The sequence below is a fragment of the uncultured Campylobacter sp. genome (assembly GCF_938039245.1).
In the GTDB taxonomy this organism is placed as follows: domain Bacteria; phylum Campylobacterota; class Campylobacteria; order Campylobacterales; family Campylobacteraceae; genus Campylobacter_A.
Genome location: NZ_CALHVN010000026.1, coordinates 1 through 12,332 on the forward strand (window position 1 = coordinate 1; position 12,332 = coordinate 12,332).

A 12,332-nucleotide genomic window follows, 5' to 3' on the forward strand; every position below is an offset into this window, starting at 1 on the left:
GCTCCACGTCTCGCACTCCAGCCGCCCCACGAGGCGCGCGAGCTTTTCGCCGGCGATCGTTAGTGGCGTGGCGATGAGTAGCGTCGGACGCGTGCCAAAGCTATCCGCAGCTAGCTTGACGGCGGGCTCCATGCCGATAACCGGCACGCTAAATGCGCCGCGAAGCTCCGAGATGGCCGCGCTCGTGGCGGTGTTGCAAGCAACGACGATCGCCTCCGCGCCGCACGAGACCAAAAACCCGACCGCATCAAGGCTCAGGCGCACGATCTGGGCCCTACTTTTCGTGCCGTAGGGGACGTGATCCTCGTCGGCAAAATACAAAAACTCCGCCCCGCTAAACCGCACTAAAGCCTCGGCAAGCACGCTAAGCCCGCCGATACCCGAGTCAAAAAAAGCTATTTTCAAATCTTTATCCAAGGTTAAATTTAAAAATAGATTATAACTCAAATTTGCGGCGATTTCGCCTTTGGGCGCAAATTTTGCTTTTTGCGGCGGATAGACTAGCACCTTTACGGCGCTAAAATTCAGACCTGCCTTTAGTTTAAATTTGGAGTCAAAGTTGCTATTTTTAATCAAATTTGGCGTAAAATCAGCTAAATTTAAAAAGGACTTAAGATGCAAGAAAATCCAGCCGACGCAAAATACGAAATATCGCGCGCCGCCAAGACCGATTTAGCCGCTATTGCGCACATTTATAACGCGAGCGTTTTGGAGCGAAACGCCACGGCCGCGCTGCATCCGGTCGGCATAGAGGAGCGCGAAGCGTGGTTTGACGCGCACGAGGCGGCAAATCGCCAGGTATACGTGCTACGCGAGCTTTGCGAGGGAAATTTGACGAACAAAGACGACGAAACCCTAAAGTCTAATCGCGAGAGAAAATTTGGCTCAAACGGCGAAAATTTAGGTGCGCAAAAGACAGGCTCGCCAAACCAAAAAGGCGAAATCTTAGCTTGGGGTAGTTTGAGCGATTTTAATCCGAAAGAAGCTTACCGCATAACCACCGAAATCAGCGTCTACGTCGCGCCCGAAGCTCGCGGCAAAGAACTGGGCGGACGGCTAGTAAATTTTATGCTTGAACGCGCGCCGGAATTCGGCGTCAAAAACGTCATCGCGCTGATATTTTCAAGCAACTCCGCTAGCTTAAATTTGTTCGCGAAATTCGGCTTTACGCGCTGGGGCGAACTACCCGAAGTCTGCGATATGGGCGGCAAACCGGAGAGCCTAACGATACTGGGTAAAAATTTAAGCTCCGACGCCGAATAATTTTCATCGTCTGTTAAAAATTCGCGGTAAATTTAATCGATTTTTTAGTAGGGGGGGGGGATAAAATTAAGGAACTTATTTTAAAAGGATACGGGATGAAAAAAACATTATTCGCGTTAGCGTTTACGGCTTATTTTGCGTTTGGCTCGTCTGAACTCGAAATACTGGAGAAAGAATGCAATGACGGCAATATGGAGTCTTGTCTTAAAGCCGCTTTTCAATACGAAGACGACGACAAAAAACTCAAACTAGTTAAAAAAGCTTGCGATGGCGGAAACAAACTCGGTTGCCTTACAATGTCTGGCATAATGATGCAAAAAGACACTAAAAAAGGTATAGAATACCTAGAAAAGAGATGCGATGCCGGAGAATCTACCGATTGCGGATTACTAGGAACCATGTATAGCGACGGAGAAGTAGTCGAAAAAGATATATCAAAGTCGGCAATCTATCATGACAAGGCTTGTAACCTAGGAGAAGGATTATCTTGTGCTATGTTGGCGGAGAGATATAGCAAAGGAGACGGCGTCAAAATGGATGCAACAAAAGCGGCGATTTATTATAAAAAAGGTTGCGATTTGGTAGGAGAGTTATTGGGTTGCTATAACTTTGCGATTTTTAATCATTATGTCGAAAAAGACAAAAATAAAGCCGCAAAGTATTATAAAAAAGCTTGCGATTCCGGCAAAGATAGTCCTTTCATTAATCTATCGCCGGAATTTAAAGAAACTTGGCAAAAATCCTGCGATATGTATGAGCTTTTAAAATAATGCGTCGAGCCGTAGGTCGATAAAATCGACTATGGCTCGCCTTATTGTATTTATAAATTTAGGCTAATCCAAAAGCTCGGCCGCAAATTTATCTTCGTTAAATTTCCTTCCCAAAAAGGCACAAACCTCGCGCGCATCGCGAAGCGCGTTAGCCATGCAGCTAGTAGCTCCAGGGCTTGGCGTCATGTTAAAGCTAATGCCCTCGCCGGTGTTTATGCCCGCTTCTCCCAGCATCAAACGCCCGCTTGATTTATCCAGCACCTGCGGGCGCACTCCGCCGAAATTTCGCGCGTATCTCACGTCTTCGTAGGCTAGCGAAGGTACTATTTTTCGCGCCGCTTTGACAAATAGGCGGCGATTTATATAGGGGATTTCGTAGGCGAAATTTTTAAATAGATAATTTCTAATCTCCCTATCGCAAAGTAGCTCAAACATCGACCTGGCCACTCTGCCGTCAAACCTCAGCGTCTTTAAAAAGTCCCAAAATGTCGCGCTTCCGCGGTATCGCTCGAGCTTTGGCATCATTAGCGCGGTGGGGCCAAACCTCGTGCGCCCGTCCGCTAGGATATCGGCGTCGCCGTGTAGCGCGGCAAAGGGCAGCTTTGGGTTTTGTACCATATAGACCTTACCCTTTAGTAGGCGTTTGTTGCTCATATAAAAGCTCCCCGCGACGGGCAAACAGCTGTAATCAAGCCCATAACCCATCTTGTGCGCCAAAAACAGCGAATGCGCGCCCGCATCGACTACGACGTAGTTCGCGCTAAATTCGCGCCCGTCTTTAGCCGTGAGGCAAAAGCTATCGCTAGCGCGGACTATCCGCTCTATCTCGCAGCTTAAAAACACCTCTGCGTCGCGGTTTTCCTTAGATGCGGCGTCGCAGGCGTTTTTTACGAAGCTCTTAGCCGCGCGCCCGAAATCAATCGTCGTGTATTCGCCGCTTTGCACACCCATCGCCACGATCTCTTCGCTTCTGTCGCCGCTTTTGTCGGCGTTTAAAACGACGTTTGGCTCAAGGCTTTTTAGCTCGTTTTTCTCAAAAAGCCGCAGATACGGATAAATTTCGCGAAATTTGCTAAATCTCTCGCGCAAGGCCGCGCTCTCCTCCTCGCCTACGCCTAGAACCATCTTTTGGTGCGAGAACATAAACTCGTCCGCGTAGCCGTGCATCAGCGCGTATTTTACGACCATGCGCGCCGCGACGCTTACTTTTTTGGCTTTTTCAAAATCGTAGTTCGTTTCTATATCGCCGCAGTGGATCGTCTGCGAGTTGCACTCTCCGCGCGAATTTAGCGTCGCTAAGTCTTCGTATTTTTCAAAAAGCGCGAGGCTTTTTACGTCCGCGTAGCGCGCGAGCTGATAAAATAGTGCGCAGCCAGAGATCCCGCCTCCGACGACGGCTACTTCGTAATGTCTTTTCATAAAAGCTCCGTAAATTTTTGGCGTATTTTGCCTAAAAATGCTTAAATTTGATTGAGTTTGGCGGGTTTTGAAAAAAGCGTCGGCACGGCTAGCGGCGGCAAATTTAAAAGCTAAATTCGCCACCTAAATTTAGGCTATTTTGCGCCATTTTGCGCTTTAAACTCCGCCAAAAGCTCCTCGTCGCATTTCGGACAGTATTCGTGCTCGCCGCTGATGTAGCCGTGCTTGGCGCAGACGCTAAAGACCGGCGTTATCGTGATGTAGGGCAGCTTGTAGTTGTTTATCACTCCGCGCACGAGATCCTTGCAGGCCGCAGCCGAGCTGATGCGCTCCTTCATATACAGGTGCAGCACCGTGCCGCCCGTGTAGGAGCTTTGCAATTCGTCTTGTAGATCGAGCGCCTCGAACGCGTCGTCGGTGAAATTTGCCGGCAGCTGCGTGGAGTTGGTGTAGTAGATATTTTCGCCAAAACCGGCCTGGATGATGTCCGGATAGCGCTTTTTGTCCTCTTTGGCAAAGCGATACGTAGTGCCCTCGGCAGGCGTAGCTTCGAGGTTATAAAGGTTGCCTGTGCTCTCTTGAAACTCGCGAATTTTACCGCGTAAAAACTCTATCATCTCGATCGCAAACTCTCGCCCAAAATCGGTCGCGATATTTTCCTTGTCGCTTGTAAAATTTCGCAAAAGCTCGTTCATGCCGTTGATGCCGATGGTGCTAAAGTGGTTGTTAAAGTGCTTTAGATAGCGCGCGGTGTACGGATATAGGCCGCGCTCGTACATCTCCTGGATAAAGGCGCGCTTTTTTTCGAGCGTGGATTTGGCTAAATTTAGCAGATACTCAAGGCGCGTGTAGAGTCCCTTTTTATCGCCTTTATATAGGTAGCCTAGGCGAGCCAAATTTAGCGTCACGACGCCGATACTGCCGGTCATCTCCGCACTGCCAAACAGCCCTCCGCCGCGCTTTAGCAGCTCGCGCAAATCAAGCTGCAAGCGGCAGCACATCGAGCGCACGTGGCCGGGCTTGTAGGCCTTTTCGTTTGCGACGCGGTTACCGTTTTCATCGACCGTATACTGGCTGCCGACGAAATTTTGAAAATAGCTCGAGCCCATTTTCGCCGTATTTTCAAAAAGAACCTTCGCCACCTCGCTGTCCCAGTCGAAATCCTCGGTGATATTTACGGTAGGGATCGGGAAAGTAAATGGCTGCGAGCACTTGTCGCCCTCGGTCATAATCTCGTAAAACGCCTTGTCGATGCGGTTCATCTCGGGCTCAAAGGCGCGGTAGGTCATATCGGTTAGCTTGTTAAAACCGCGCTTAGCGGCCTCCTGCGCTAGCTGGGCATCCTCTAGATCGCTAAATATATGCCTATCCTCGCGCGTAGGTATCTGATCGCGCAGATCGGACGGGCAGGTGATGTCGATCGTCACGTTGGTAAACGGACTCTGGCCCCAGCGAGCCGGTACGTTTAGGTTAAAAATAAAGCTCGTTATCGCCTTTTTGATCTCTTTGTCGCTTAGCTTGTCGCGGAAAACGTAAGGCGCTAGATAGGTGTCAAAGCTGCTAAACGCCTGCGCGCCCGCCCACTCGCTTTGTAAAATTCCTAGGAAATTTGCCATCTGATAAAGCGCTTCTCGGAAGTGCTTAGGCGCCTTGCTCTCGACCCTTCCGCGCACGCCGTTAAAGCCCTCGTTTAAAAGCGCTCTTAGACTCCAGCCCGCGCAGTAGCCCGTGAGGCAGTCAAGATCGTGGATGTGATAGTCGCCGTTTCGGTGTGCGAGACCCTCTTCTTTGCTATACACCTTATCTAGCCAGTAGTTAGCGATGACCTTGCCTGCGGTGTTGTTGATGAGGCCGGCGTTTGAGTAGCTGGTGTTTGAGTTGGCGAGAATTCGCCAGTCGGTACCGTTGATGTACTCGCTGATGGTTTGGGTGGAGTTGATGTAGGTGGTGTCTTCGTTTAGTCCTAAAATTTGCTCGCGCTGAAGCTTGTGCGTGTGGCGGTAGAGCATAAAGCTCTTCATCACGTCAAAGTGTCCCGCGTTAAAAAGCGCCTTTTCGATGTAGTCTTGCACGTCCTCGACGCTCAAAACTTCGCTGTCAAACACGTGCCCCATCACGTCTAAAAAGACATTGTCGTCATACTCTTTAGACTCGCTTTCAAAGGCTTTTTTGATCGCGTCTTGGATTTTATACGGGAGATATTCTTGCTTCGTGCCGTCGCGTTTTAGGATAAATTTCATTTCGTTCCTTACGTTAAATTTTGATGATAAATTTGACGAAAGTATAGGCAAAGTTGGCTTAAATTTAGTAACCAAAATTTGCTCACGGGGCATTTTGAAAATGTCATTTTTTAGTTTTTTATTGTGTTTATAGAGCGTATTTTAGGGAAATGTGCTATATAGAACTTAAAATTTAGCTTTTATACTATATGACAATTATTATCATAGTTTACTGTTGTAGATATGACTTTAATAAGGTAGAATTTAAAGAATAAGGCCGTAACTTTTAAATAAATAATTTCAAATCCCAAAGGGAAACCTTTCGTAAATAGTGCTTTGCTTTACAACGAAGGCGGAAGTAAAACAAAATGTATACTGTGCATTTTGTTTATATTTTTTGATTCTAATATTAAAATATTTGATTTAGATCTAAAACAAATTTAGCTAAGTATTTATTAATAAAATAATTTTAGAAATGCTTAAGTAAAATATTTATAAAATTAAATGAAATATTCAAGGTAAAGATAAAATATGGGATTAGTTCATAAACTATATAATGTCGGCAGCCTACTGAGCGACGATAGTATTATAGCTATGATTAAAAGCTCTAATTTTAAGGACAGCGATCATAAAACCTTAGTTGTTGATTTTAAAATTGAAAATGGAAAGCTTATTGGCCATCCTGAAATATCTATATATTCCCTAGATAATATAAAAACGTTTTTTACGAAAAAGATAGGCGGCACGAGCAATTCATACTATCTATATCCAAATTTTGAGTATCAAGGCGAAAAAGACCTATACAAGAAATTTAAAGCCATCTCCCATACGCTGCAAAATTCGGCTATGATCTACGCAAACGACGACAATAAGCGTATTGCCGCCTTGGTATTTGAGTACATTAAAAACTATGAAAATGACGAGCTTGAGCTAAAGAATTTTAAGCAGGATGATTATTTTTTAGTTTTACTTATAAACGGCAAGAGTTTTTTTGAGCTTATGCCTGAAATTTTGCAAAACTATCTTAACGAATTTGTTCGCCCTCACATTAAAAATAGTAAAAACGAGCCGCTACTAAAAGAGCTAGCAGATGTCGTCACGAAAGAGAAAATAGCCTGCGGATACAATCCTGATATTAAATTTTTCACCATGGATAATTATGATGATAGCTACGGCATACAGCAGATAAACAAACTACCCATGTCGCTAGAAAGCGCAAAGACGATAAAAAAGGGTTGGATGTTTGCGATAAATAACTTAAAATTTTACTACAAAGGCCTAGAATACATAATCATCCCTTCTATGGCAAATTTCGATGCTAAAATTTTCAAAGGATTAATAAGCTTTCTTAAAAATGCAAAAAATATGCAAGAAGAATCCGAAAGAGAAGAGAGCTTTATGAGAAGATTGCGAAAGCAAATCGAAAATTACGACCAAATAAATAGCTTTACTCTTGATATTTTATTTGCCGAGGTTGATCAGACAAATTTATCCGTTAAGATATTTTCTACGCTTGAAGACGTTTTGCCAAGCAGGATAGCAAAGGTCGTAAAACTAATGCAAGAGCGTCATATTACCGACTCTTCAAAGCAAATTCAAGATACAGATGATGATATCAAATTTACCTATCTCAAAGATTATTTTGGCGTTCTTGAAAAATATGCCGTTGCCACAAGGGTCAAAGGCCTTGATAATAAAATCATGCAAGAGAAAATTTTTTTAGCAAAGTTGTTGCTTGGATACGCAAAGATAAAATATATCGAGCTTTTGAAACGATTTGAACATTTTAGGGAATTTGATGCCCAAAATAAGAAAAAAATAAAAGACGGCGTCAAAAACTGGATAGCCTTTCCTGAAAATATCGTCGAAAATGAAAATAAAATTTTAGGATTTTTACAAGAGATAAACGCGATAAGGATGTGATTATGAAGCTTTTTTCTGATTATTTTGAGGAGCTATTAGAAAAACAGTCCGATTATTTTAAAGATGATCTAATCAAAGGTGCTTATTTGATAGGCGCTTATTCAAAGAGTATTATAAATAGTTCTTTTACATCAGAAGTTTCTAAAGAAAATAAGACGTTTGAAAAGTGGCTTTCAAATCAAAAAATAATAGCGCCGAATTTAAAGAAAATTTTTAATAAAGCAAATGAATTTGAAAGAAAACTAAAGCTAGGCAGCGCGACAAATAGCGATCTGTCGCAGCTGATAACTACGCATTTTTGCAATGAAAAAGGTAAGAGCGTTTCTCGCTATGAAATTTCATTTGCATTTATACGAGGCATGAACGACTACGTTAAATTTAAAAAAGATAATCAACAATCAGGAGAAAATAATGAGTGAGATAGCAAAACATAGCGAAATTTTGTTTTTATGGGACGCAAAGATGACAAATCCTAACGGAGATATGCTAAACGATAATGCGCCAAGATACGATGAGAGCGACAGAAAAGCTATCGTGAGCGACGTAAGAGTAAAGCGAACCATCAGGGATGATCTGCAATACAGAAAGTCTCAAACTATCTTTGTAAATAATGCCGAACAGGTACAGTCGGCAGAAACTAGATTTGCCGAGGTAAAGAAAATTTTAGGCGAATCAGACGATAAAAAGGCATTTTTAAGCTGCATAGATAATAGACTTTTTGGAGGCGTGGCACCAAAAAGCAATATCCAAATCATAGGTGCAGTGCAATTTTCTTGGGCTAAATCGCTAAACGAGACAGAGACTGTTTTTTCACAAGGCACAGCAGCATTCGGTGGCGATACAGCTAAGTCTAAATCACTTAGAACCGACAACTACATACCGTATGGCTTATTTGCCATGTATGGCACTATAAATTCACTAAACGCCGCCAAATCAAACGCTAGCGAAGAAGATGTCGCACAAATGCTTGACTCGATGTGGCAAGGCACAAAACTACTAAACACAAGAAGTAAGGTCGGTCAAAAGCCAAGAATGCTTATTAGAGTGATCTATAAAGACGCTTATATGATAGGGTTACTTGACGAGCTTGTAAAGCTAGACAATAAAGACTCCGATCAGATCAGAAGCATTGACGAGTGCGAGTTAAATTTTACAGCCCTTGCTAGATCGCTAAAAAATATGAGCCAAAAGATAGAAAAGGTTGTGATCTTTTACGATGACTCTCTTAGAGGATATGTGGATCAGTTTAAAGAGCCGGGGTTAGAAGTAGACGCAAGAGAGCTATAATGTTTGCATTTAAAATTTGGGGTAAATTTGCTTGCTTTAGAGATCCGCTTTCTATAAGCCAAAATATCACTTTACCGCTACCGCCAAAAACCGCCGTAGGCGGTATGCTAGCGGCGCTGCTTGGCGTGGATGATTATTTAGGCGACGAAAATTTTATGGATTTTGGATATAGCGTCGTTTTGGACGATTGCGTTTTAAAGAAAACCTTTTCGCAAAACTACATAAACGACTACACCAAAAAAACAAAAACTCATCTAAATAGCCTTAAAAATTTAGATATGCAAAAGATTTCAAACGGTTTAAGAGATAAATCCGCGCCGCAAAAACCTATAAACAGAGAACTATTAATCGATCCAAAATATACGATCTTTATCGATAAATTTAAATTTGAAAACGAAGCGATAGATAGTCTAAAAAATAGAATTTCCAAATTCCCTTTTTATCTTGGCAATAGCGAATTTGCCGGTAATTTTGAGTTTATAGAGATAGTAAATTTTACAAACAAAAATTTTGATGAGGTAAGTATTGACTCGTTTTTGCCACAAAGCAAGGCGCATAATATATGTTTTGACGAAAATATTTTATACTCGCCAATCTGCTTTGCCGGAAGCCTAGATAACGATAGATCTCCAAAAACGCACATAAATTTGATAGTTTCAAACGATCAAATAAGGGTAAAAAATATAGAGGCTTGCGAGGTGATTTGCGCTCAAAAAACTTATCGCTGCATATTTGTATGATGCAAATTTCAGATGTTTTTAACTCCCACCCGCAAAAATCATACAACTCGCACATTAAAAATATAGCCAACAGCTTTGATGACGATTGGCACAAGGAAGCTGCATCTTTTCACGATCTAGCCAAAATTTCACAAAAATTTCAAGACTATATAAATTTAGACGCTAAAAATTTTAACTCGGCAGATGAATTTGAAAAAGCACGGCAAAAGCTAAAAACTACGCACACGCTAGAAAGCGCTTTTATATACTTTTTTACTAGAACCGACAAAGATATAAATTTCTTAGCAAATTTCTTTGCTATCTTAAAGCACCACTCTGATTTACCGGATATAGACTACTTTCTCTCAAATACAGGATCTACAAAAGCAAAAGTAACAGACAGGCTTAAAAAGATAGATGAGATAGCTCAAAGAGCAAATTTGGATATCGATATAGATCTCTACGACTTTGTGGATTATTTTTTAGACTTGGAAAATAAACTACCAAAGTATTACGGCTTGGAGAGCTTTTTTATTTTTAAAAAAAGATACTCAAGGCTCATTTTAGCTGATAAATTTGAAGCTATTTTTTCAGAAAGCTATCAAAATTTAGCCGTTTTAAATGCCGAAAAGATAGATCTTTACATAGACCAAATAAAGAGCTTAATAGCCGACAAAAAGCAAGATGATTATAAAGACAAGGCAAGAGAGATTATATTTAAAAATTTTAACTCCAATAAAGACAAGAAAACATTTCTCATAAAGGCGCCAACGGGTATCGGCAAAACATTTTTGGCATTAAATTTAGCCTTAGAAATAGCTAGAAACGGCAACAAAAGGCGCATCATAACGGCTATACCTTTTACGTCTATCATAGATCAAACGCACGCCGAGTATCAAAAAATCATAGCAGATCAATACGTTTTAAAGTATCACCATTTAACAAGCTATAAAAGCCAAAACGACGATGAGCAAGAGCAGTTTATGCAAAAGGTATTCTTGGCCGACGTCTGGCATGAAAATTTTATAGTTACTACATTTAACCAGCTATTTTTTACTTTTTTCTCAAACCACAATAAAGACAATCTCAAGCTTGAAACCCTTCGAGATAGCGTCGTTATAATAGACGAGATACAAAATATTCCGCGAGTGCTACTAAAGTCCATCGCAGCCGCTTTTAACGAATTTTCAAAAAGATACGATATCCATTTTATAATCATGTCGGCAACTATGCCTCATATCGCAGCTGAGCTAGAGAGCTTTACCGAACTTTCTGAGCCTATTTTATATAAACGCGAAAAAGATAGATATGAGATCATCTATGAGCCGAATATAAAAGGACTTGATGATTTGGTAAATGAAATTTTAAAACATCAAGACGAGAGCGCGCTTTGCGTCGTAAATACAATTTCAAAAGCCAAAAAACTATACGAAGCCCTAAAAAATAGCGGCAAAAAAAGCGTCTATCTTTTGACGACGCATCAGATCCCGCTTCATAGAGTACAAATAATAGACGAGATAAAAGAAAAACTTGAAGGCGGCGAGAAGATTACCCTAGTCGCCACTCAGCTCATCGAGGCCGGGGTTGATCTTAGTTTTGACGTGGGATTTCGCGAATTTGCACCTATTGGCGCCATCATCCAGGCCGCCGGCAGAGTAAATCGCAACGCCACATCTAGCAAGCCGGCAAAGGTCATGGTTTTTCATTATCTAGACGGCAAACCATTTCCATATCACGATATAGACCTGCAAGAAGACAAGGTAAAAGAAATTTTAGCTCGCTCCATAAAAGAGAGCGAAATTTATCAAATTTTAGAGAGCTATTTTCAGAGCACCAAAGACGAAACGACGAGCATAGATCTACTAGGCCTTGCTAAAGAGTTAAAATTTCAAACGCTATTTGATAAATTTAATGCCAACTTCATGCCAAAACAAGACTACAAAGTATCGCTTTTTATAGAGCAGTATGATGGTCATTTCAGTGAGTTTTTAGAAAAGCGAGAGGCGCTTTTGACCTCAGGCAAAGATAAATTTATCATCTTGGCAAATATCAAAGAGCTTGAAAAAGAGCTAGCGCTATATACCATTGCAGTTGGCAAAAATATGCTTGGCAATATCAAGTCTTATACTAGAGAGTTTTTTGGCAGATATGTTTTAGCGCCTAGCGATTTTTATAATAAATTTGACGGATTTTTGCCTGAGCTAACGGCAGCAGACGAGGTATTCGACTAATGTTTTGCAAAGACCAAATCACCGGTACACTTGTAAATTATTACGTCACCTGCAAGCGTGAGGCATGGCTTTACGCGCACCATATCCACGCAGATCAGGATGATGAAAACGTGCTGATGGGCAAGGCGCTGGCGGACATCAAAGAGAGCGATTTGCAGGACTTTGCGTTTTGTAATTTGAAATTCGACAAACTTTCCAAGCAGCGCGGACATTACCTCATCACCGAATACAAAAAGAGCCTAAAAAACGAGCTTGCAGGCAAGATGCAGCTACTTTTTTATGTCTATCTTTTAAAAACGGGCTTAAATTTAAAAGAGGTAAAAGGCAAACTAATCAGCGGTAAAAAGGTGATTTTAGTGGAGGATAGCAGCGAAAATTTCGCTCTAATCGAGCAAATTTTAAGCGAGATAACGGCACTCGTAAATCTAGAGCGACCGCCAAAATTTACGCAGGGCAAATTTTGCGCAAACTGCGCTTATAGCGGGTATTGTGTGAGTTAAA

11 protein-coding genes are annotated in these 12,332 nt (G+C 41.9%); 8 read left to right on the plus strand and 3 right to left on the minus strand.

From position 1 onward, the window contains the following. Positions 1–405 (minus strand): aspartate/glutamate racemase family protein (locus Q0218_RS04400; RefSeq protein ID WP_366517418.1); only part of this gene is annotated, 405 nt, incomplete at its 3' end. A 210-nt stretch (positions 406–615) separates the two neighbouring features. Here Q0218_RS04400 and Q0218_RS04405 point away from each other — a divergent pair. Together Q0218_RS04405 and Q0218_RS04410 are read left to right on the plus strand one after the other, a co-directional pair. Then, on the plus strand, positions 616–1,263 hold the full coding sequence (locus tag Q0218_RS04405; RefSeq protein ID WP_297966677.1) for a GNAT family N-acetyltransferase: 648 nt from the start codon (positions 616–618) through the stop codon (positions 1,261–1,263). Between the two features lie 95 nt (positions 1,264–1,358). Then, positions 1,359–2,033, plus strand: coding sequence for a tetratricopeptide repeat protein (locus tag Q0218_RS04410; RefSeq protein WP_297966679.1), 675 nt, complete (start codon positions 1,359–1,361; stop codon positions 2,031–2,033). Between the two features lie 63 nt (positions 2,034–2,096). Here Q0218_RS04410 and Q0218_RS04415 read toward each other — a convergent pair whose 3' ends face one another. Together Q0218_RS04415 and Q0218_RS04420 are read right to left on the minus strand one after the other, a co-directional pair. Further along, the gene (locus Q0218_RS04415) at positions 2,097–3,452 is read right to left on the minus strand and encodes an FAD-dependent oxidoreductase (RefSeq protein ID WP_297966682.1); all 1,356 of its coding nucleotides are present in this window, start codon (positions 3,450–3,452) and stop codon (positions 2,097–2,099) included. A 134-nt stretch (positions 3,453–3,586) separates the two neighbouring features. Next, entirely contained in the window at positions 3,587–5,692 is a 2,106-nt protein-coding gene (locus Q0218_RS04420; RefSeq protein ID WP_297966685.1) for a ribonucleoside triphosphate reductase, read from the minus strand. 510 nt (positions 5,693–6,202) lie between these two features. On the opposite strand from Q0218_RS04420, the gene Q0218_RS04425 reads away from it, so the two are divergent. Genes Q0218_RS04425 through Q0218_RS04450 form a run of 6 tightly spaced genes read left to right on the plus strand, consistent with a single transcriptional unit; the run spans position 6,203 to position 12,331 of the window. Next, positions 6,203–7,594 (plus strand): TM1802 family CRISPR-associated protein, encoded by a 1,392-nt coding sequence (locus tag Q0218_RS04425; protein ID WP_297966688.1) that lies wholly within the window; start codon positions 6,203–6,205, stop codon positions 7,592–7,594. A 2-nt stretch (positions 7,595–7,596) separates the two neighbouring features. Further along, complete coding sequence (locus Q0218_RS04430) at positions 7,597–8,013, plus strand: hypothetical protein (protein WP_297966691.1); 417 nt, start codon at positions 7,597–7,599, stop codon at positions 8,011–8,013. Next, on the plus strand, positions 8,006–8,881 hold the full coding sequence (gene cas7b, locus Q0218_RS04435) for a type I-B CRISPR-associated protein Cas7/Csh2 (RefSeq protein ID WP_297966695.1): 876 nt from the start codon (positions 8,006–8,008) through the stop codon (positions 8,879–8,881). The genes Q0218_RS04430 and cas7b overlap by 8 nt, the downstream gene beginning before the upstream one ends. After that, entirely contained in the window at positions 8,881–9,621 is a 741-nt protein-coding gene (gene cas5, locus Q0218_RS04440; protein WP_297966698.1) for a CRISPR-associated protein Cas5, read from the plus strand. The genes cas7b and cas5 overlap by 1 nt, the downstream gene beginning before the upstream one ends. After that, positions 9,585–11,831, plus strand: a complete 2,247-nt coding sequence (gene cas3 / locus Q0218_RS04445) for a CRISPR-associated helicase Cas3' (RefSeq protein ID WP_297966701.1) — start codon at positions 9,585–9,587, stop codon at positions 11,829–11,831. Before cas5 ends, cas3 begins: the two co-directional genes overlap by 37 nt. After that, positions 11,831–12,331 carry a Dna2/Cas4 domain-containing protein gene (locus Q0218_RS04450; RefSeq protein WP_297966704.1) on the plus strand — a complete coding sequence of 167 codons (501 nt, stop codon included), beginning with the start codon at positions 11,831–11,833 and terminating at the stop codon, positions 12,329–12,331. Before cas3 ends, Q0218_RS04450 begins: the two co-directional genes overlap by 1 nt. Position 12,332: the final 1 nt, after the last annotated feature.

Coding starts and splice junctions, on each gene's coding strand:
- Q0218_RS04405 (WP_297966677.1), top strand. CDS start 616: ATGCAAGAAAATCCAGCCGACGCAAAATACGAAATATCGCGCGCCGCC.
- Q0218_RS04410 (WP_297966679.1), top strand. CDS start 1,359: ATGAAAAAAACATTATTCGCGTTAGCGTTTACGGCTTATTTTGCGTTT.
- Q0218_RS04415 (WP_297966682.1), bottom strand. CDS start 3,452: ATGAAAAGACATTACGAAGTAGCCGTCGTCGGAGGCGGGATCTCTGGC.
- Q0218_RS04420 (WP_297966685.1), bottom strand. CDS start 5,692: ATGAAATTTATCCTAAAACGCGACGGCACGAAGCAAGAATATCTCCCG.
- Q0218_RS04425 (WP_297966688.1), top strand. CDS start 6,203: ATGGGATTAGTTCATAAACTATATAATGTCGGCAGCCTACTGAGCGAC.
- Q0218_RS04430 (WP_297966691.1), top strand. CDS start 7,597: ATGAAGCTTTTTTCTGATTATTTTGAGGAGCTATTAGAAAAACAGTCC.
- cas7b (WP_297966695.1), top strand. CDS start 8,006: ATGAGTGAGATAGCAAAACATAGCGAAATTTTGTTTTTATGGGACGCA.
- cas5 (WP_297966698.1), top strand. CDS start 8,881: ATGTTTGCATTTAAAATTTGGGGTAAATTTGCTTGCTTTAGAGATCCG.
- Q0218_RS04450 (WP_297966704.1), top strand. CDS start 11,831: ATGTTTTGCAAAGACCAAATCACCGGTACACTTGTAAATTATTACGTC.